Genomic DNA, 21508 nt, shown 5'->3' on the forward strand with positions numbered 1-21508 from the left:
TTTAATGGAGGTGTTTCAATTTCACACCTTCATCATCCTCTATCATTATTAGTGTCTTGCAACCATTAACTTCTTAATCTCTGCAATCGCTTTTGCAGGATTCAAGCCTTTCGGACAGGTATTGGTACAGTTCATGATTGTATGACAACGATAGAGCTTAAATGGATCTTCTAACATATCAAGACGCTCCCCTTTGTACTCATCACGTGAGTCAGAGATAAAGCGATATGCCTGAAGTAATACTGCAGGACCAAGATATTTATCCGAGTTCCACCAGTAGCTCGGGCATGAGGTAGAACATGATGCACAGAGGATACACTCATAGTAACCATCAAGCTTACGACGCTCATCGATTGATTGTAATCGCTCGCGTGGTGGTGTCGCTGTATCTGTCTGCAACCATGGTTTAATCGATGCATATTGCGCATAGAAATGTGTTAAATCTGGAACTAAGTCCTTAACAACATGCATATGCGGTAATGGATTGATGGTCACTTCGCCATCTTTAACAGAGCTAATTGCCTTTGTACATGCAAGCGTATTAGTACCATCAATATTCATTGCGCAAGAACCACACACACCTTCACGGCATGAACGACGAAGCGTTAATGTAGGATCCATTGTGTTTTTGATTAAGAGTAATGCATCCAAAATCATTGGACCACAAGCATCTAAATCCACTTCATAACGATCATAACGTGGGTTCTCACCTGTATCGGGATTCCAACGATATACTTTGAAGACTCTTTTATTGGTCGCATTTTCGTTTTTAAAGAACTTACCTTCTTTAACAACCGAATTTGCGGGTAATTTAAATTCAGCCATAATCTTTTCCTTTCTATTTAACCTTTCTTTACTAATCTGTTGCTATTAGTAAGTACGTTCTTTAGGTTCAATGTAAGCTACTTCATCAGTGAGCGTATAGGTGTGAACAGGACGATAATCGATCTTCACATCCCCATTTTCATCAACCCATGCATAAGTGTGTTTCATCCAATTAACATCATCACGATGAGGATAATCTTCACGAGCATGCGCTCCACGTGATTCTGTACGATTAATTGCAGATTTTACTGTTGCAACTGCACAGATTAAAAGGTTAGATAATTCAAGAGTCTCGACTAAATCTGAGTTCCAGATAAGACTTCTGTCGTGAACTTTAATATCAGCAAACTGTTTGAAAGCTTCATCAACACGTCTTACACCATCTTCAAGCGTCTCTTGCATACGGAATACAGCAACATCTTCCTGCATTGCGCGCTGCATCTTATCGCGTAATTCAGCAGTTGAGATACTGCCATCAGCGTGACGAATTTTATCAAAACGATCTAAGATATCGATCACTTTTTGATCATCTAATGGCTTATGCGCAGCACCTGCTTTCAAAATTTCCGCAGCACGGTTAGCCGCAGCACGACCAAAGACAACTAAGTCTAAAAGGGAGTTTGAACCTAAACGGTTAGCACCATGTACTGATACGCACGCAGCTTCACCAATTGCCATAAGGCCAGGAACCACTGCATCAGGATCTCCATCTCTTAAAGTAACAACTTCACCATGGTAGTTTGTTGGCACACCACCCATGTTGTAGTGAACTGTTGGAATAACAGGAATCGGCTCTTTACGAACATCGACGTCAGCGAAGATTCTTGCACTCTCAGCAATACTTGGGAGACGCTCTTCGATAACTTCAGGGCCTAAATGCTCAAGGTGAAGGAAGATATGATCTTTCTTAGGACCGACACCGCGACCTTCACGAATCTCAATCAACATAGAGCGAGAAACAACGTCACGAGATGCTAAGTCCTTAGCGTTAGGGGCATAGCGCTCCATGAAACGTTCGCCATTAGAGTTGGTTAAATAACCACCCTCACCACGAACACCTTCTGTAATTAAGCAACCTGCACCATAGATACCGGTTGGGTGGAATTGAACAAATTCCATATCTTGTAATGGTAATCCTGCACGAGCAACCATTCCGTTACCATCACCTGTACAGGTGTGTGCTGATGTTGCCGAGAAGTATGCACGACCATAACCACCCGTTGCTAATACTACCATCTGTGCGCGGAATACATGCATTGAGCCATCTGCTAAGTCCCAAGCAACAACACCACGACATTCGCCCTCATCCATTAAAAGATCGATAGCGAAATATTCGATATAGAACTCAGCATTGTGTTTGAGTGATTGCTGATAGAGTGTATGGAGCATCGCATGCCCTGTTCTATCTGCGGCAGCACAAGTTCTCTGCGCTTGACCTTCACCAAAGTTTGTAGTCATTCCACCAAATGGACGCTGATAGATTTTACCCTCTTCTGTACGAGAGAATGGAAGGCCATAATGCTCCAATTCTAAAATCGCAGGGATCGCTTCACGACACATATATTCGATTGCATCTTGGTCACCTAACCAGTCAGAACCTTTTACTGTGTCATACATATGCCAGCGCCAATCATCTTCACCCATGTTACCAAGTGCAGCAGAAACACCACCTTGCGCTGCTACTGTATGTGAACGAGTTGGGAATACTTTTGTAACACAAGCGGTTTTTAAACCTTTTTCTGCCATTCCGAGCGTTGCACGAAGACCTGCGCCACCTGCACCTACAACAACAACGTCATAGACATGCTCATGAATCTTATAATCTTTATACTCTTTTAAGTTACTCATCGATTAAAACTCCGAGAATTATTAATTCTGTAAAATTTCTACAAATTTCTACATGTTTTTCTATATATTCTACATATTAGTGCATCATCATAGTGCTAACGATAAATCCAACACGGATAATCGCCCAGACAATTGCAATACCAATTACAGATAAGATGACACGCATCGCACTTAAGATAACAATGCGCTGACAGGTCTTACTGACATAGTCCTCGATAAGAACTTGAAGGCCTAAAATAGCGTGATAAATTCCTGCAACAACTAAAACAACCAAAAGAATGGTATTCATCGGAGTTCCCACCCAGAATAGTACCTCTTCAAAGCTTTTACCATATAGGCTAGCAAATGAGAATGCGAACCAGAGAAAGAGCAATGCTAATACAACAGCAGAGACTTTCTGTGCTAACCAAGAGACAGAACCAGAATGAGCTGATCCTAAACCTTTAACTCGACCTAGTGGGGTTTGATATTTTTTCATAACTCTTCCCTACGCTGCAAAACCAACAATAAGAATAAGAACCGCCAAAACAGGCGCAGCGATCTGTACGATTTTTGCACTCTTCTTAGCTGATTCGATATCGACACCTTTCCCGGCATCCCAAAAGAGATGACGAATACCATTACAGAAATGGTAGCAAGCTGCAAATGTTCCAAGGATCACAAGGAGCACAACAAAAGGGTTTTTTAAGAAAGCGGTCATTGTCGCAAATGCACTTGGACCAGCAGCTAAGCTCGCCAACCAAGCACCAATGACTAGTAGAACTAACACCAACGCAACGCCCGAGGCACGATGCAAAATACTCATTACCGAGGTAACTTGCCATTTGTATCCGCTACCGAGCATAAATGGCGATAAAGGCCGTTTATTTTGACTCATAGATAGACTCCAATTAATAAAAAATAAGACATACAGATTAAACCTAAGTTGCATCAGTTTGCCAAGTTATGACAAATATTTCAATCTCCCATTCATAAATAGGTGAGATATTGTTGAGATATTGCGCATATTGCTGATAGATTCAGCTTAGGAACGCTCTAATGCTTCTATAGGCGCGAGCTCTGCTGCCTTTTTCGCCGGGAAGAATCCAAAGAGAATCCCGATTAAAAATGCAGCGATAAAAGAGAAGATAATTGAGGGTAGCGAAAAGCTTAATGGGATCATTCCTCCTAGTTGTTTTAATATAAACCCTGTCGAGAGTGCTAAAGCAACACCGACTACTCCTCCAATAAGGCAGACTAACACCGATTCAATCAAGAACTGTTGAGATATATCACTTTTACGGGCGCCTACTGCCATTCGCATCCCGATCTCTTTTGTTCTCTCAGCAACAGAGACTAAAAGAATATTCATAACACCTATCCCTCCAACAAGTAATGAGATCAACGCAATTGCTGTGACTAAAATCCGCATAATTAACGTTGTTGACTCTACCATCTCCTTGATTGCATCTGCGTTATAGATAAAGAAATCCTTTTTTCCATGTAGATCCATCAATAGATCAGTAATACTATTCTCTGCCAATGCCATATTGACATTATCATCGACTCTTACGGTGATATTTCTAAAAGATGTTCCCCCTGTTAGGCGATGCATAGCACTTGAGTAGGGAATCCAGATCGTCATAGTATCACTACTAAACATTCCTTGAGACTTCGATGTTGCAACACCGATCACACGGACAGGTAATTGTCCTATAATGATCACCTCACCAATGGGGCTTTTCCCTTCATTAAAGAAGGTTTTAACACTATTTTCATCAATGACCGCTTCTAACGCAAGCGCTGCTTCACTCTCCTCATCAAAAGCAATTCCTTCTGTAACCTCATAGCCTTGCACATCAAAAAATTGTGCGCCCACTCCCTGAATCTGGGTATTAATCGCTGATTGATTACCATAGCGAGCTTCGACAACAGTGGAGACTACAGGAGTAACACTATGCACAAAGGAGAGTTTCTTTAACGCTTCCACATCCGCAGGACGTAGTGATTGTACGCTTTGAGAGCGCCGATCTCCAAAGCCTGTGCCGGGATAGACCGTTAGTGTGTTTGTCCCCATCTGACGAATATCTGCAATAATCTGATCTGTCGATCCTCGACCTAATGCGATCACCAGTACAACGGCGGCAATCCCTATAATAATCCCAAGCATCGTTAAAAATGTTCGAAGTCTCTGCATCAACATCGAGAGAATCGCCATCTTAAAGGCATTACTGATACGCAGCCCAAGATGGGAGAGCCCCGAAGCTCGCTTCCAGCTCTTCTGCTCTTTTTGAGTCGCCTTACTCTCCGATTCTGCATTATTTTGAGCAATATCTTGGGCGGAAATTTGTCGCTCATCACCAATAATCAACCCATCTTTAATCTCGATAATACGATCTGCATGACTTGCGACATCAGGATCATGCGTCACCATAATTATGGTGTGTCCTGCACGATTTAAATCTTTTAAAATCCCCAAAACTGCCGCGCCACTTTCGCTATCTAATGCGCCTGTTGGTTCATCTGCAAGGATAATCTCTCCCCCATTCATTAAAGCTCGCGCAATACTGACTCTCTGTTGTTGCCCACCTGAAAGTTGGGTTGGATAGTAATTGACTCGCTCTGAGAGCCCTAATTGCGTTAATAACTCTTCTGCCCGTTGATGGCGGAGCGACCCCGGCATTCCCGAATAGATCGCCGGCATCTCAACATTTCCTTTAGCAGTTAAACTATTAAGAAGGTGGTAACGCTGAAAGATAAAGCCGAAATGCTCCCTGCGAAGCTCAGCAAGTTCATCATCACTATAGTGCGCTATATCTCTCCCTTTAAAATGATAACTCCCGGCAGAGAGATAATCTAATCCCCCTATAATATTCATCAAGGTCGATTTTCCTGAACCTGAAGCACCCATAATCGCGATAAACTCACCCTCTTCAATTGAGAGTGTGATTCCTTTTAAAACCTCAACAGAGAGATCGCCCGATTGAAAGGAGCGTCGAAGATCCTTCAACTCAATGAGTGGCGATCCGATCGGTCGGCTCAAAGATTCTTTTCCCATTATCGTCTTCTTCCCATCATTCCCATACTGCCGGCATTATTGTAACCTGTCGATTCTGCTGTAATAATTGCCTCTCCCTCTTCTAATCCCGAGATAACCTCAACAGCAATGCTATTTGAAAGACCAACCTTGATCATCCTAGGAGCTATTTTTCCACTCTCTTGATCTTCTAAGACCCAGACTACTCGCTCCCCTTTTGCCGCGGTTACCGCCGGCATTGTTGATGGCTTAAAGCGAAGTGCCGCCATAGGGATCATCAAAACATTCTCTTTCTCTTCCAAAATAATATGCACTTGCGTCGACATACCGATATAGAAGAGATTATTGAGGTTCTCTACATCAAACAATCCATTATAGTAGACCGCCTCATTAAAATTGGTAACAACATTACCAATGGTTGTTTGAAAGGATTCTGTTGCCGGCTCGATCTGACGTAATACAGCTTCATAGCGTTGATGAGGCTCTCCTAAGATTGTGAAGTAAGCTTTCATGCCAGGATGAAGTTTCGTAACATCTGCTTCTGAGATTTGCGCTTTTATGGTCATTGTCGAAAGATCTGCAACTTTAACGATCGTCGGTGCGGTCTGGGTCGAGTTAACTGTCTGTCCCTCTTTAACAACGGTCGCAACAACCATTCCATCAATAGGTGAGGTGATCTTTGTGTAATCGAGATTAAGCTCAGCAGTATCAAGGGCTATTTGCGCCTGCGCTATCTGTGCAATGAGAGCATCAACTTCCGCATCTAAAACCTTCAAAGTAGCCTCTGCCTGATCAAGCTCATTTTGAGTGGTCGCACCATTTCGGATCAATTTCTGTTGTCTCTCCAAATTGATTCGAGCATTGAGAAGTTGTGCCTCTTTAGCCGCTTTGGAAGCGATCATATTTTTTAAGCGAGCCTCACTATCTTTGACTGCATTTTGTTGTGGAAGGTCATCAATCTCAACTAAGAGATCGCCTCGCGCTACCCGATCGCCCAATTTCACATACATCTTTTTGATCTGTCCTGAGACTTGCGCTCCCACATCAATCTGATCAGATGCTTCCATTTTGCCATAAGCTAAAATACTCACCTCTAGATCCCCTCGCTCAACAGCTGTTGTGAGATAGGCAACTCGTTTTTCTGGTGCAAAATAGAGATAAGCAGAGAGAGCAAGAAGAATCAGAAACGCACCGATAAGGTATTTTCGATATTTTTTCATAGTAATTATTTTGTTATTTCCATCTTAGAAGAGTGATTGCATCGAGTGATCAGGCGAAATGTCGATAGTGATACAATCAATCATCAACAATCTAATATTAGTACAAATTAGTACAATGAAATAGTACAACGAATCTCGAGATTAATGGAGATTTAATAGATTAATAGAGAATAATAGAGAGTAATAGAGATCAATGGAGGATCTTCGCATCTCTCTACTATTCTCTGTTCTCTATTTTTCTCTACTACCGCATCGTAAAATTATCATAGTAAGATCCACTATACACAATATATCTAAATATAGAGTGTATAGATATAATGCATTTAATAGAGTACATTTAATATGGTGCATTTATAGTCTTATTTCATAAGCCTTGATCATCAATCTTATCGATGCTCCGCTCCCTCTTCGCTTGAAAGCCTCTAGTTGAAAGATCTTAAGTACAAATTCCCCTTTATTGAGCAGATCCTTTGCTTTTCCCCCTTAGTCGGTCGTACAATAAGAAATTAATTTTTTATATTAGCAAGGATATTATGGATAACAGACTTCGTACAATTGATCTTGCAGTGGTCATTCAACATACTTCCAAAGCAGAAGATCAGGCACTCTACCTCGATAAAGAGGCCGCGACTGAACTTCTTCAGAGTGTTGGGCAAAATATTGCGAGCCATTTCCCGGAGATTCAAAACTTCGGTCTTATCGGTGTTGGTTCAATCTACCATCTCCATCAAATCATAAGACCTGGATTCCCTATCTATACACAGCTCTTTGAGCTTTCTAAAATTCATTTTAGAGAGAAAAACTTTAAGCCCTCTATTATCGGTATCGGCACGGCAGAAGAGCAATTTGAAGTCTTTCATTTCAATAAAGAATTGAGTGAATTTGCCGATGTTCTAGAGGTTCTCCCCTTTACTGTCGTAATGCCGGATACCCCAGAGGCGGCAGATTTTATTGAGAAAATGGAGACTGAATTAATTACAAAAGCCCATCTGAATGGGGCGATTGTAAACGATTTCCAAAATGCATTTGCGCAAGATATTCTCAATATGTCTATCGTGACCTTAGCGGATCTCAATGGTCTTTTTGCGTCCCAACTGATTCAAATTGGATTAGAAGAACTCTGGGAGATTATGCAAGCGGTTATCTTTGATCAGACAGAGAAACTCAATCAATTAGGAAGTGGGCATATCCTCTATTGGAAGCTCGATGAAGTTGCACTCTATGTTGCACACCCATCGATCTACGATGAAGCGATGAAAGATTATCTACAGGACTACAAAACTTATGCATTGACAACAGATCGCCTTGAGCATCTCTTTAAGATGCATAAAATTCCCTACAGTAAAATTGAGGTGATGAATCCGGATTTCTTTAAAGAGCCTTTAACTGTCGATAGTGCTAGAGCACAACTTACGACACATATTAAAGCGCTTTAATGTGATTTATGATTTATGATTTATGATTTATGATTTAAAGAAGTCTTGTATTTAGATCCATTTAAGATCAATTTAAATCTATTTCAGATAATAAAAAAGACCTTGCAGTTTAAATTGCAAGGTCTTCTTCTATCATGCTATTGGCAATCTCATTGGTAATTTCTCAATTTAAGAGATCTTACCATGACAATCTTTATAACGCTTACCCGATCCACATGGGCATGGCTCATTTCGGCCTACCTGAGCAAAAGCCCCGGAATCGATATCAGCCTTAATCTCAGCTTCAGTCTCTGCAATATTCTCTTCGCTAATATTTCCGATCTCATCGATTAAACGCTCTACATCAGCGGCATTTGTCACAGAACCTTCAATCACCTTCTTCTCTGATTTCTCTGGAGCTGATAGTGCTTCTGAGAGCTCTTCTGGAGTCTCTACACGGATCACAATATTGCTTAAGAAACGGATCGTTTTGTAGTGAATTTGCTCTAACATCGCTTCGAAGAGAATAAAGGATTCACGCTTATACTCCTGTTCAGGACGGCGTTGGCCATAAGCGCGAAGCTGAATACCTTGACGAAGATAATCCATCGCTGCAAGATGCTCTTTCCATTGGCTATCGAGCACTTCAAGTAAGACTGATTTCTCAAAACGTCTAAATTGGGAAGGATCAACATCTGCATTCGCCTGTTGCTTCTTCTCGGCATATTGACGCTCACTCTCGGCGATAATCGCGTTATAGATCTCCTCTTCTGTTAAGTTGGGATTCTCTTTAAGCGCTTTTTCAAAATCGATCTCAATTCTAAATTCATTTTTAAGAACATCCATCAATCCTGCAAGATCCCACTGTTCAGCATAACTTTGAGGGGGGATATATTTCTCGACTAGATCACCAAAGACCTGCTCACGCATCATATTAATTGCGTTGGTGATATCATCTGCACGAAGAATATCATCACGCTGTTGGTAGATGATCTTACGTTGATCATTAGCAATATCATCATATTGTAAAAGATTTTTACGGATATCGAAGTTGTGACCTTCAACCTTACGTTGTGCATTTTCAATAGAACGTGTAATCATGCGATGCTCTAGTGCTTCACCATTCCCCATCCCTAAGCTCGCCATCAAATTACGCATCTTAGGATTCATAAAGATACGCATTAAATGGTCATCAAGTGAGAGATAGAAGCGAGAAGATCCGACATCCCCCTGTCGTCCGGCACGACCACGAAGCTGATTATCTATTCGGCGAGACTCATGACGCTCTGTCCCGATAATATGTAAGCCGCCTAATGCTAGCACCTCTTCTTGACGCTCTTTTGCTCTCGCTCTAAGCTCTTCAAGATCTTTCTCTGTAGCATTTGGGTTAGATTCTAAGAAGAGTTGCTCTTCTAACTTAACATTTCCGCCTAGAACAATGTCTGTTCCACGACCGGCCATGTTAGTCGCAATTGTAATTGCTCCTGGAATACCCGCTCTACCAACAACGTATGCTTCTCTCTCATGTTGCTTAGCATTGAGTACTTCATGAGGAATATTCTGCTTTTTGAGAAGATCAGAGATCAATTCCGAAACCTCAACCGAAGCTGTCCCCACTAATACAGGCTGTTTACGCTCATAACAGTCGAGAATATCTTTAATAATTGCTTCATATTTCTCTTTCTGTGTGAGATAGATTAGATCACCGTAATCCTTTCTCTGAACCGGCTTATGCGTTGGAATTACAACAACTTCAAGTCCATAGATCTCTAAAAATTCTGGTGCTTCTGTATCGGCAGTACCAGTCATACCCGCAAGTTTTTCATAGATACGGAAATAGTTTTGGAAAGTGATAGAGGCTAATGTCTGATTTTCAGGCTTAACTTCAACACCCTCTTTCACTTCGATTGCTTGATGCAGTCCATCAGACCAGCGTCGTCCCGCCAAAGTTCGACCTGTATGCTCATCAACAATGACGATCTCACCTTTCTGTACAATATAATCAACATCGCGTTGGAAAATATAGTGCGCACGCAGACAGTTATCGACATGATGATAGAGCTTAAGGTTATTACTATCATAGAGGCTATCTCCCTCTTTTAAGAGACCTGCCTCAACAAGAAGTGATTCAAGATGCTGATGCCCTTCTTCTGTTAAGTTAACCTGTTTATCTTTCTCATTAATCTCAAAATCAACAGGCCCCTCTTCCGTTGGCTTTTGAAGATGAGGAATTAATTTATTAACAGCATGATAGAGATCTGCTCCCCCTTCAACCGGCCCTGAGATAATAAGCGGTGTTCTCGCTTCATCAATTAAGATAGAGTCAACCTCATCGATCACCGCAAAAGAGAGGGGCCTTTGCACTTTTTGACTCATGTCGTAGACCATATTATCGCGTAGATAATCAAACCCTAACTCATTATTAGTTGCATAGGTAATATCTGCTTGATAAGCCGCCTTCTTCTCTTCAAGACTCTGATTAGAGACTACAACGCCTACAGAGAGGCCTAAATAGTTATAGACCTTCCCCATCCACTCCGCATCTCGGCGAGCAAGATAATCATTCACCGTTACAACATGTACCCCTTTGCCGGCTAATGCATTGAGGTAGACCGCCAATGTTGCAACTAACGTTTTACCTTCCCCGGTACGCATCTCTGCAATACGGCCTTGATGCAACATATAACCACCAATAAGCTGCACATCGTAATGGCGCATTCCCATCACTCGACTTGAAGCTTCTCGCATTGTGGCAAATGCCTCTGGTAAAAGGTCATCGAGAGTCTCTCCCTTTGCTAAACGCTCTTTAAAGAGCGTGGTCTGCCCCTTTAACTCCTCTTCCGACATTGCACGCATCTGCTCTTCTAATGCGTTAACCTTCGCCACATAACCTCTCGCTTCCTTAATGAGGCGATCATTACGTGTACCAAATATTTTTCGGATCAATTTATTAATCATCTGAGACCTTTAACCAAATCAAAAGTTGTATGTAATGTTGTACAAATATTGTTGTACCAATATTTCTATAGTCTATAGTCTATAGCTCCATAGCTCTGTAGCCCTCTAGTGCTATAACAATATCGGCTTAACGATAAGGTATTGTTTAATTTACAAGCCCTCTATAGTACCTGAAATTCTCGTAAAATTTAATTGTTATCTATCAATATGGTTGTAAATTATTGTGTTTCAACCCAGTTATTTCGATGAATTAATTCATCGGCGATGATATAGCCCAATTTGTTAACAATTTCATGAGATGGGGTGCGGAGAATCGACTCTACTTCCATTGCATGATAGTTGGTCAATCCTCGCCCTACCTCTTCTCCTTGCTGATCAAGACAGAGAATAATATCCCCTCGATCAAAAGCTCCTTCAACAGAGAGGACTCCAATCGGTAGAAGACTTTTACCATCTTCCAAAAGCGCCTTAACGGCACCATCATCGATCACAATTCGTCCTTTGATCTGTTTCTGTCCAAGCATCCACCGTTTTTTAGCTGTCAAACGAGTTCCATCGGCATTTAATTTTGTCCCGATTCGTTCTCCTCTTGCAATTCCAAGCAAGGCATTTTCTCGATCCCCTTTGACAATATAGGTGGTTGTTCCAGATGTTGCCGCAATATGGGAAGCCATAATTTTGGTATACATGCCGCCGGTACCAAATCGACCGCCTTCACTCGTTACCATGCTTAATAATCGCTCATCATGCGCATCTGCTTCTTCAATCATCTTAGCATCAGGATTCTTTCTAGGATCACTCTCAAAAACCCCTTCTTGATCGGTCAAGATAATATAGACATCAGCCTCAATAAGGCTTGCAACAAGCGCTCCGAGGGTATCATTATCCCCAAACTTAATCTCTGAAAAGGAGACTGTATCATTCTCATTAATAATGGGAATCGCTTTATAATCGATCAATGTATGAATCGTATTTTTAATATTAAGATAACGTTTACGATCAGATGCATCTTCATGGGTTAAAAGAATCTGCCCGACATTAAGATCAAAGGCATTAAATCCCTTCATCCAAGCATTAACTAAGGAAGATTGACCGACCGAGGCTGCAGCTTGCAACTCATTGAGAAATTGAGGTCGCTCCTCCCACTGCAAAAGCTTCATTCCTTCTGCAACAGCTCCCGATGAGACAACTACAACATCGATCCCTTCAGCCTGAAGTGCGCTAATTTGTGAGCACCAATGATAGATCCTCTCAGGATCGACTCCCTGCCCATCATTAGTAATCATCGCGCTGCCGATCTTAACGACCCAAACCTGTTTCTCCTGTTCAGTCTGCTTCTCTTCTCTTCTATTATTTTCTGATGCCATACCCATCAAATCCTCTTCTCAATCAATATCTCCTAATAGTAACGACAAGTCACCACTCGGACGCTTCGATATCTATCCGCTTATATTTCTGCTCTTAAAATGCTTCTCTAATCTAATAGCTCTTAATCTAATAACTCTAATCTAATGACGATTAAAAACAGCCATTAAAAGTGGCAACTATTCTACCACCCTCTCACAATTTATTTGATAATATCATCTAAATGTATTACTGCTATTGTAGCGGTAGATCGAAAATGATCATTTTTTATAATCCCCTCCCACAAGGAATCGATATCGATTTAAAAGAGTATGCTATACCCTAGTGACTCTTTTTCTACTCTTCACAAAAGAGCGTTGAAATAGATCGATTATTTCATTGCCCGTTTATAACGCATAATCAATAGTATTGCGATACTATTGGATCGATATTATATGGGGGTCAATGAGCAAGACCATTGCGCAAAAGTAGTGGAGACAATGTTAGCGTTAACAGTGCAGAGTTAACAATGTAGAGCTAATCATCATTCCGACCTTAAAATCGGACCGATCATTAAATAGTAGTGATTAAATATTGATGGTTACATTATTGATGGTTAAATACTGATGACTAGATACTGATGATTAATAGTCAGTGAATAGATAAATAAAGGGCCAATTTCCATAAAAATAAGATTTAAATAAGATTTGAATCAGATTGGCGAATGACTTACTAAAGCAGATAGTGGATAGAAATAGATGACAGCAAAGACACTTTACGAAAAAATTTGGGATGATCATGTCGTACGAACAGAAGAAGATGGTACGGCGCTTCTCTATATTGATCGTCATATTATTCATGAGGTAACGAGTGCGCAAGCATTTGAAGGGCTAGAGAAAGCAGGTCGAAAGCTGTGGCGCAAAAACTCAATTGTCGCAATGGCAGATCACAATACACCGACAACAAGTGATATCGATAATATTACTGATCCCATTGCGCGTCTTCAGGTCGATACACTCCACAAAAATGCAACTGAGCATGATCTTGCCTATTTTCCCATCGGCGATATTCGTCGAGGAATTGTCCATGTTGCCGGCCCTGAACAGGGAGCAACACTTCCAGGAATGACGATTGTTTGTGGTGATTCACATACTGCAACCCATGGTGCTTTTGGCGCAATTGCCTTTGGTATTGGTACTAGTGAAGTTGAGCATGTCATGGCGACAAGCTGCTTAGTGCAGAAAAAATCAAAAACAATGAAGATCGAGGTTGTCGGAGAGTTACAACCTAATGTGACGGCTAAAGATCTTGTTCTTGCCATTATCGGGAAGATCGGTACAGCTGGCGGTACCGGCTATGCAATTGAGTTTTCCGGGGAAGCGATTCGCAATCTCTCTATGGAAGGTCGTATGACGATCTGTAATATGGCGATTGAAGCAGGTGCTCGTGTCGGTTTAGTAGGCGTCGATGAGACAACTATTGAGTATGTTAAAGATCGCCCCTTTGCGCCGAAAGGAGCCGATTGGGAGAAAGCCGTTCAATATTGGCAGACGCTTCATAGTGATGAAGGTGCCCATTTTGATAAGGTGATTACTATCGATGCTGCAAAAATTGAACCACAAGTGAGCTGGGGAACAAGCCCGGAGATGGTGATCGGTATTAATGAGTTGATTCCAGATCCTGAAAAGGCAAGCTCCTCTGTACAAAAAGAGAGTATAGAGAAAGCGCTCAATTACATGGGCTTAAAACCGAATCAATCCCCTAAAGAGATTAAGATCGATAAGGTCTTTATCGGCTCTTGCACCAACTCAAGAATTGAAGATATTCGCGATGCAGCACGAATTGTTAAGGGTAAAAAGAAGGCTGATAATGTTAAGTTAGCTATGGTGGTTCCGGGTTCTGGCTTAGTCAAAGCAGAAGCAGAGGCAGAAGGTTTAGATAAGATCTTTATTGAAGCGGGTTTTGAGTGGCGTGAACCGGGATGCTCAATGTGTCTTGCGATGAACCCAGATCGACTAGAGCCATATGAGCATTGTGCTTCTACCTCCAACCGTAATTTTGAGGGGCGTCAAGGTAATAATGGCCGCACCCATCTAGTGAGCCCCGCAATGGCAGCCGCGGCAGCGATTGCAGGCCATTTCGTTGATGTTCGAGAATTTAATTAAGATTGAGGAGTCAAATATATGCAACCTTTTGTAACCCATACTGGAATTGTTGTTCCTCTTGATCGTGCAAATGTGGATACCGATGCGATTATCCCCAAACAATTTTTAACGAGCATCTATAAAACGGGATTTGGTCCCAACCTCTTTGATGAATGGCGTTATCTTGATCGTGGTGCGCCGGGAATGGATAATAGTCAACGCCCTCTCAATATGGAGTTCCCCCTTAATAAGCCACAATATGAGGCAGCAACAATCCTTCTCGCTCGTGATAACTTTGGCTGTGGCTCCTCTCGAGAGCATGCGGTTTGGGCTTTAACAGACTACGGTTTTCGCGCTGTAATCAGCACAAGTTATTCCGATATCTTCTTTAATAACTGTTTTAAAAATGGCTTTCTTCCCATCCGCCTCACATCGGAAGAGGTCGAAAAACTCTTTCAACTTACAGATAACGTGGAAGCGCTTGAGATTGCAATCGACCTCCCTAACCAGAGTGTCACGGCAAAATCGGGAGAAGAGATCCTTGCCGGACCTTTCCATTTTGAGATCGATCCTTTCCGGAAGCACTGCTTAGTCAATGGGCTTGATGATATTAGCCTTACCCTAGAGCATCAAGATGAGATTCGTGCTTATGAGAAAAAGAGAGCGGAACAAGCGCCTTGGCTCTTCAGAGAGTAATATAGAGCTAGATATATAGCGCTAGACATATCAAAGCAGAAACATAGAATCAGATGCCGGCATAAAAGAGCCGGCATTTTTATACAAAAAGAGTAAGTGATTGATTGCCATTTACCATTAATTTGTGGCTAACACTTTTGTCAAACTCCTACTGTTATTAAAATCAATAGAGCTCAATAGGTGTCAATAGGGTTCAATAGGGATCAATAAAACTCAATAGAGAACAATTGAGCGCAATTCATTTCCAATTAGTGCGTTAGCCGTATAAAATTGATAGGATATATTTTTAGATATTTTGGGTGATGAAACTCAAAATAGACTCAGAATAAAAAGAGTTCAATATCATCAATATTCGATATTAATATATTAATCACCCCATCAACCAACTAGTTAAATTATTTAAATAAAGTAAACCAATCCATGAAGACTAATGAAATTCGCCGTAAATTTATCGACTTCTTTGTCAGTAAAGGCCATCAAGAAGTTGCATCGAGTTCACTTCTTCCCGCTAATGATCCGACTCTTCTCTTTACCAATGCGGGAATGAATCAATTTAAAGATTGTTTTTTAGGGTTAGAAAAACGCCCTTATCAACGAGCAACGACCTCACAAAAATGTGTCCGTGCCGGTGGTAAACATAATGACCTTGAAAATGTCGGCTTTACAGCTCGCCACCATACCTTTTTTGAGATGCTTGGAAACTTTAGCTTTGGAGATTACTTTAAACTCGATGCGATCAAATATGCTTGGGAGCTTTTGACAAAGGTCTATCAATTACCGGAAGAGAAGTTATTAGTCACCGTTTATCATACCGATGATGAGGCTTTTAAAATTTGGAACGAGGTGATCGGTGTCCCGGCGGAAAAGATTATCCGTATCGGCGATAAAGAGGATGGTTCTTCTGACAACTTCTGGCAGATGGGCGATACCGGTCCTTGTGGTCCCTGCTCTGAAATTTTCTATGACCATGGTGATCATATCTGGGGAGGTCCTCCAGGATCAGCTGAAGAGGATGGGGATCGCTTTATTGAGATCTGGAACCTCGTCTTTATGCAATTTAATCGTGATGAGAGTGGTGAGCTTCACCCATTGCCCAATCCATCGATCGATACCGGAATGGGTTTAGAGCGAATTGCTGCGATATTACAAAATGTTCATAGCAACTATGAGATTGATCTTTTTGTAAAATTGATTGAAGCCTCTGCTCAAGCGGTCGGCACACAAGATTTAGAGAGCAGTTCATTAAAAGTATTGAGTGACCATATCCGTTCAGTCTCCTTCTTAATTGCCGATGGAATTCTCCCTTCAAATGAGGGGCGAGGCTATGTATTGCGCCGCATTATCCGCCGTGCGATTCGTCATGGCTATAAGTTAGGCCAGAAAGGACTCTTCTTCTACAAAATTGTGCCAACTTTAGTTGCAGAAATGGGTGATGCTTATCCCCAACTCAAAGAGAAGCAGCAATTTATTATCGATACGATTAAAGATGAGGAGAGACGCTTCTCAACTACTTTAGAGCATGGGCTTAAACTTCTTGAAGCTGATATTGCCGAACTCAAAGGTGATATTATTCAAGGCGAGACCATCTTTAAACTCTACGATACCTATGGTTTCCCTGTAGATCTTACCAATGATATTGCACGAGAACAGAATCTAACCCTCGATATGGCAGGATTTGAGCGCTGTATGGAGGAGCAAAGAGAGCGAGCGCGTGCAGCAAGCAACTTTGGTGCAGAGCGTCTTCTTGATCTGCAAAATAGTGAAGAGACAATCTTCCATGGCTATCACAGTCATCAATTAGAGAGTAATATCGCTACGATTTTAGTCGATGGTGAAGCCGTTCCTGCCGTTTCAGAAGGTATGGAAGCAATTTTAGTTTTAACAGAGACCCCTTTCTACGCAGAAGCAGGTGGACAGGTAGGAGATACAGGGATCATCTCCTGCGACGGCTTTGAATTCTTAGTTAAAGATACGAAAAAGCAGCAAGATATCTTCCTCCATATCGGTGTTGTTAAATCAGGTGAAATTAGTGAGCAATCAATTGTATCGGCAAAAGTGGATCAAACTCGCCGAGATCTGATTAGAAAGAATCACTCAGCAACTCACCTTCTTCACCATGCGCTACAGAGTGTTTTAGGAGATCATATCGAGCAGAAAGGATCGCTTGTTACTGATGATCGCCTTCGCTTTGACTTTTCTCACAATAAGCCGGTCACCTTTGATGAGTTGCAAAATATTGAACGCCTCGTTAATGAAGCGATTCGTGCAAACTCACCGATCGATATCAATGAGATGCCGATCGATGATGCTAAAGCAAAAGGGGCCATGGCGCTCTTTGGTGAAAAATATGGTGATGTGGTTCGAGTGGTAGAGATGGGTCACTCAATTGAGCTTTGCGGTGGAACGCATGTCTCTGCAACCGGAGATATTGGTCTCTTCAAGATTACTCAAGAAACAGGTATCGCTGCAGGTGTTCGCCGTATTGAAGCAATAACCGGTGGAGCGGCGGTTGAGATTATGCTTCAGCAAAGCGCAACATTGCATCACTTAGCATCAACTTTGAAGACAGATCATGCACACATTGAGAGTCGTGTTGATCAAGCACTTGATGAAGCTAAATCACTGCGTAAAGAGATTGCGGCGTTGCAATCAAAACTGGTCTTTGCAAGTCGTAATGAGATTCTCAATAGCGCTATCGAAATCGATGGTATCAAGGTTATAGTTGCCGATATTAAAGGCGCGGATAACCGCTCACTGAGAGAGCTTTGTGATAACTTACAGGCAGAGACAGCGGGAATCACGCTTCTGCTCTCTGAAGTTGATGGGCGCGTAGCATTAGTCAGTGGTGTCGCCAAAGCATTGACTAATCGCATCAAAGCCGGCGAGCTTCTCAATATAGCAGCACAAGAAGTCGGTGGTAAAGGGGGCGGTCGTCCCGATTCTGCAACAGGCGGCGGTAGTGAGCCTGCACACATCAAAAAAGCAATTGAAGTTGCAACGACCTTTATTAAAGAGAAGTTATTATAGATAAAAAAGGCTTTTACATACTGAAAGTACTGTAAATACTGTAAATACTGTATGTAAGTACTGATAGAAACGGTGCATATCTAATCACGATATTGCACCGTTTTTTTATTCACAATTGACCTCTTCCATTCCCTTCTGAGGAAATCCCTCTTGCAATGAGGTAATGAGGTAATGAGGTAATGGGGGCAATGGAAATTATTTGGTATTGATGATGACGGCACGATAAGATGTATCAAGTTATCTATAAAAAAAAGCTATAAAAACATCCATAAAGCATCCATAAAAGCATCTATAGAGATAGATGTGGAAATAGCAATTACCAAGGGAAATGTTCACTATTATGAAACTTATCACTCAAGAAGCATTAAAGCCTTATGAGGCAAAACTGATCGCCTATCGTCGCCATCTCCATCAATATCCTGAACTCTCATTTGAAGAGTTTGAAACAAGTCAATTTATTGCTAAGGAGATGTCCAAGCTCCAACATGCGGAGATCCTACCTCTGACTAAAACGTCACTTTTAGTTAAATTTAGAAGTGGGAAGCCTGGTCCTAAAATTGGTCTGAGAGCTGATATTGATGCCCTGCCGATTCATGAAGAGCGAATCGATTGTGATTTTATCTCTAAAAATCCCGGAAAAATGCATGCTTGTGGTCATGATGCTCACACCGCAATCTTAATGGCTGCTTGCCACTACTTTAATGATCATTTTGAGGAATTAATAGGAGAAGTTTGGGCTGTCTTCCAACATGCTGAAGAGCTTCTTCCCGGTGGTGCTAGAGAAATAGTGGCGTTAGGTGTTTTAGATGAGCTCGATTTTATGTATGGCCATCATCTCTGGTCGATGCTTCCTACCGGCGTCATCGATCTTAAAATAGGCGCAGTTACAGCAAATACCGATATCTATAAAGCAAAAATTATCGGCAAAGGAGGACATTCCTCAGAGCCTCAAAACTGTATCGATCCCGTCTTAATTGCCTCTCAAATCGTCTGCCAATTACAGAGTATTGTCTCCCGGCAATTAGCCCCCTTAGAAGCAGGTGTGATTAGCAATACCTATATTCGTGCCGGCAATCCCCTCGGACTCAATGTGATTCCCGAATATGCAGAGATCGGTGGGAGTGTTCGCTCAACAACGCCAGAAGCGCGAGCTCTCTTTAAGCAGCAGATTGAGCGAATTATTACCTCAAGCTGTGCCGATTTTGATGCCTCTTGTGAAATTGATTACACCATCGGTTATGGTATTACAAAAAATGATGCAGATAAGACGGAAGTTGTTAAAAAGATTGCCGAGATGATTGGGGAAGCTAAAGTGATTGCCGATCCGCCCTACCTTTGTGGTGAAGATTTTAGCGCTTATTCAGAAATTCTTCCCACTACTTTTGCCTTTATTGGTGCCGGAAATCAAGAAAAAGGTTATATCTACCCTCATCACCATCCTCAATTTGGGCTCGATGAAGATTCCTTTATCTATGGGTTACAGATGTTTATCAATGTCGTTTATAACTTTTCAGACGAAAATAGTAAACTCAAGATCTAATCAAGCGCTTATTAAGAGAGAAAAATAGAAAAATAACTACGACATAACCCTTAACTTTTAAAATTATATTTCTACATAAAAAGCAGTTACGCTTAATATTATGAATAAATCTTATAAATAAGCAGGTTATGCGTTTTCTCTCTTCTCGCTGAACAACCCTTATTCTTTTAGGCTCTCTTTTATTTTCCCGTTAAGGTAAAATGGGTGTTAAAATTTAGAGATAGAGATAATAGAAGAGGAGCTTATTGAGGGCTCCTCCTTGCTTCACATTCTTATAATTTAGATAGATCTGAGGTTTGTTCTAATGCAAAAAAATAATCGAAAAAAATATATTATCGGCGGCGTTGTCATCCTCGCCCTTATTGTGATTGCCAATATGTTCTTAAATCGTGATGAGATGGCGGGATTTATCAAGAGTAATGGCCGAATTGAAGTTACGCCGCTCGATATTGCGACCAAGTTTCCCGGTCGTGTTGACCATATTTTAGTGGATGAGGGGGACTATGTTGATGCTGGCGATCTTTTAGCGGTGATGCAACTCGGCTCTCTTGAAGCGCAACTTTCAGAGGCTAAAGCATATCTTGAACAAGCAAGACATCAAGCAAATTCAGCTGAAGCGATTATCAAGTCGAGAGAGAGTGATAAAGTTGCGGCAAAAGCAGCTGTTTCCGCAGTAGAGAGCAAACTTTATGCCGCAGAGCGCAAATTAGCGCGTATTCAGACATTGGTAAAACGAGGTGCCGCTACCGAACAGGACCTTGATGATCAAGAAGCTTATACCCGCGTCTTAAAATCGGAGATCGCTACAACAGAATCGCAAGTCTTAGCCGCACAAGCAGCAATTGATGCCGCAAAGGCACAATTTGTGGCGGCAGAGTCACAAGTATCTGCAGCAGAAGCAACAGTTAAACGGGTTGAATCTGATATTGAGGAGAGTAACCTTATTGCCCCTGTAAGTGGCCGTATTCAATATCGTATCGCTGAGCCATCTGAAGTTTTAGGTGCTGGAGGAAAAGTATTAAACCTTCTCGACCTCTCTAAAGTCTATATGACCTTCTTTGTACCTACTGAATATACCGGCAAATTGGTAGAGGGTGAAAAGGATGGGACAGAAGTTCGGATTCTTCTCGATGTTGCCCCTGACTCCCCTATCCCTGCACGTGTAACATTTGTCTCACCAGAAGCGCAATTTACCCCTAAAACTGTTGAGACACAAAATGAGCGTCAAAAATTGATGTATCGTGTTAAAGCAAAAATTGATGATGAGTTGTTAGAGCGTTATCAAAAATATATTAAAACAGGGGTAACGGGCGAAGCATATATCAAGATCGATCCAGATAAAAAATGGCCAAAATTCCTTCAAGGACCCCTCTTTGAGGATTATTCTGAATCATCAGAAACGCCATAATAAGCGCCATAGTAGAGTGCATGATCAAAGCAACTGATCGATCCCCTTAATCATCTTCTCTCCATCT

Annotated in this window: 14 protein-coding genes; 6 read left to right on the forward strand and 8 right to left on the reverse strand. The window is 41.6% G+C overall.

Going from position 1 to position 21508, the window contains the following annotated elements; translation table 11 throughout:
• Positions 1–48: 48 nt before the first annotated feature.
• From B9T19_RS07855 to B9T19_RS07880, 6 genes are all read right to left on the reverse strand, one after another.
• Positions 49–825 carry a succinate dehydrogenase iron-sulfur subunit gene (locus tag B9T19_RS07855; protein ID WP_094568074.1) on the reverse strand — a complete coding sequence of 259 codons (777 nt, stop codon included), beginning with the start codon at positions 823–825 and terminating at the stop codon, positions 49–51.
• Between the two features lie 45 nt (positions 826–870).
• The gene (gene sdhA, locus B9T19_RS07860) at positions 871–2673 is read right to left on the reverse strand and encodes a succinate dehydrogenase flavoprotein subunit (RefSeq protein WP_094568075.1); all 1803 of its coding nucleotides are present in this window, start codon (positions 2671–2673) and stop codon (positions 871–873) included.
• A 76-nt stretch (positions 2674–2749) separates the two neighbouring features.
• Positions 2750–3151, reverse strand: a complete 402-nt coding sequence (gene sdhD / locus B9T19_RS07865) for a succinate dehydrogenase, hydrophobic membrane anchor protein (RefSeq protein ID WP_094568076.1) — start codon at positions 3149–3151, stop codon at positions 2750–2752.
• A 9-nt stretch (positions 3152–3160) separates the two neighbouring features.
• Positions 3161–3550, reverse strand: a complete 390-nt coding sequence (gene sdhC, locus B9T19_RS07870; RefSeq protein ID WP_094568077.1) for a succinate dehydrogenase, cytochrome b556 subunit — start codon at positions 3548–3550, stop codon at positions 3161–3163.
• Between the two features lie 147 nt (positions 3551–3697).
• Complete coding sequence (locus B9T19_RS07875) at positions 3698–5710, reverse strand: MacB family efflux pump subunit (RefSeq protein ID WP_094568078.1); 2013 nt, start codon at positions 5708–5710, stop codon at positions 3698–3700.
• Positions 5710–6909 (reverse strand): efflux RND transporter periplasmic adaptor subunit, encoded by a 1200-nt coding sequence (locus B9T19_RS07880; protein ID WP_094568079.1) that lies wholly within the window; start codon positions 6907–6909, stop codon positions 5710–5712. The genes B9T19_RS07875 and B9T19_RS07880 overlap by 1 nt, the downstream gene beginning before the upstream one ends.
• Positions 6910–7442: 533 nt before the next feature.
• Between B9T19_RS07880 and B9T19_RS07885 the strand changes: the two genes are divergently transcribed.
• The gene (locus tag B9T19_RS07885) at positions 7443–8345 is read left to right on the forward strand and encodes a hypothetical protein (RefSeq protein ID WP_094568080.1); all 903 of its coding nucleotides are present in this window, start codon (positions 7443–7445) and stop codon (positions 8343–8345) included.
• Positions 8346–8513: 168 nt separating this feature from the next.
• Here B9T19_RS07885 and secA read toward each other — a convergent pair whose 3' ends face one another.
• Both secA and proB read right to left on the reverse strand, forming a co-directional pair.
• A complete protein-coding gene (gene secA / locus B9T19_RS07890) occupies positions 8514–11282 on the reverse strand; it encodes a preprotein translocase subunit SecA (RefSeq protein WP_094568081.1) in 2769 nt (922 codons plus the stop codon).
• 218 nt (positions 11283–11500) lie between these two features.
• Positions 11501–12649, reverse strand: coding sequence for a glutamate 5-kinase (proB, locus tag B9T19_RS07895; RefSeq protein ID WP_094568141.1), 1149 nt, complete (start codon positions 12647–12649; stop codon positions 11501–11503).
• A 735-nt stretch (positions 12650–13384) separates the two neighbouring features.
• On the opposite strand from proB, the gene leuC reads away from it, so the two are divergent.
• The 5 genes from leuC (at position 13385) to B9T19_RS07920 (ending at position 21441) form a co-directional block, all read left to right on the forward strand.
• Positions 13385–14791 carry a 3-isopropylmalate dehydratase large subunit gene (gene leuC / locus B9T19_RS07900; protein WP_094568082.1) on the forward strand — a complete coding sequence of 469 codons (1407 nt, stop codon included), beginning with the start codon at positions 13385–13387 and terminating at the stop codon, positions 14789–14791.
• A gap of 18 nt (positions 14792–14809) precedes the next feature.
• Positions 14810–15466 (forward strand): 3-isopropylmalate dehydratase small subunit, encoded by a 657-nt coding sequence (gene leuD, locus B9T19_RS07905; RefSeq protein WP_094568083.1) that lies wholly within the window; start codon positions 14810–14812, stop codon positions 15464–15466.
• 420 nt (positions 15467–15886) lie between these two features.
• Complete coding sequence (gene alaS / locus B9T19_RS07910) at positions 15887–18493, forward strand: alanine--tRNA ligase (RefSeq protein ID WP_094568084.1); 2607 nt, start codon at positions 15887–15889, stop codon at positions 18491–18493.
• A gap of 340 nt (positions 18494–18833) precedes the next feature.
• Positions 18834–20033 (forward strand): amidohydrolase, encoded by a 1200-nt coding sequence (locus B9T19_RS07915; RefSeq protein WP_094568085.1) that lies wholly within the window; start codon positions 18834–18836, stop codon positions 20031–20033.
• A gap of 304 nt (positions 20034–20337) precedes the next feature.
• Complete coding sequence (locus tag B9T19_RS07920) at positions 20338–21441, forward strand: HlyD family secretion protein (RefSeq protein WP_094568086.1); 1104 nt, start codon at positions 20338–20340, stop codon at positions 21439–21441.
• Positions 21442–21508 lie beyond the last annotated feature (67 nt).

Source organism: Ignatzschineria sp. F8392, from assembly GCF_002252045.1.
GTDB lineage: Bacteria > Pseudomonadota > Gammaproteobacteria > Cardiobacteriales > Wohlfahrtiimonadaceae > Ignatzschineria.

Bases quoted from the DNA above. Each gene is read 5' to 3' on its own strand.
- B9T19_RS07855 (WP_094568074.1), bottom strand. From the start codon at position 825: ATGGCTGAATTTAAATTACCCGCAAATTCGGTTGTTAAAGAAGGTAAG.
- sdhA (WP_094568075.1), bottom strand. From the start codon at position 2,673: ATGAGTAACTTAAAAGAGTATAAAGATTATAAGATTCATGAGCATGTC.
- sdhD (WP_094568076.1), bottom strand. From the start codon at position 3,151: ATGAAAAAATATCAAACCCCACTAGGTCGAGTTAAAGGTTTAGGATCA.
- sdhC (WP_094568077.1), bottom strand. From the start codon at position 3,550: ATGAGTCAAAATAAACGGCCTTTATCGCCATTTATGCTCGGTAGCGGA.
- B9T19_RS07875 (WP_094568078.1), bottom strand. From the start codon at position 5,710: ATGGGAAAAGAATCTTTGAGCCGACCGATCGGATCGCCACTCATTGAG.
- B9T19_RS07880 (WP_094568079.1), bottom strand. From the start codon at position 6,909: ATGAAAAAATATCGAAAATACCTTATCGGTGCGTTTCTGATTCTTCTT.
- B9T19_RS07885 (WP_094568080.1), top strand. From the start codon at position 7,443: ATGGATAACAGACTTCGTACAATTGATCTTGCAGTGGTCATTCAACAT.
- secA (WP_094568081.1), bottom strand. From the start codon at position 11,282: ATGATTAATAAATTGATCCGAAAAATATTTGGTACACGTAATGATCGC.
- proB (WP_094568141.1), bottom strand. From the start codon at position 12,649: ATGGCATCAGAAAATAATAGAAGAGAAGAGAAGCAGACTGAACAGGAG.
- leuC (WP_094568082.1), top strand. From the start codon at position 13,385: ATGACAGCAAAGACACTTTACGAAAAAATTTGGGATGATCATGTCGTA.
- leuD (WP_094568083.1), top strand. From the start codon at position 14,810: ATGCAACCTTTTGTAACCCATACTGGAATTGTTGTTCCTCTTGATCGT.
- alaS (WP_094568084.1), top strand. From the start codon at position 15,887: ATGAAGACTAATGAAATTCGCCGTAAATTTATCGACTTCTTTGTCAGT.
- B9T19_RS07915 (WP_094568085.1), top strand. From the start codon at position 18,834: ATGAAACTTATCACTCAAGAAGCATTAAAGCCTTATGAGGCAAAACTG.
- B9T19_RS07920 (WP_094568086.1), top strand. From the start codon at position 20,338: ATGCAAAAAAATAATCGAAAAAAATATATTATCGGCGGCGTTGTCATC.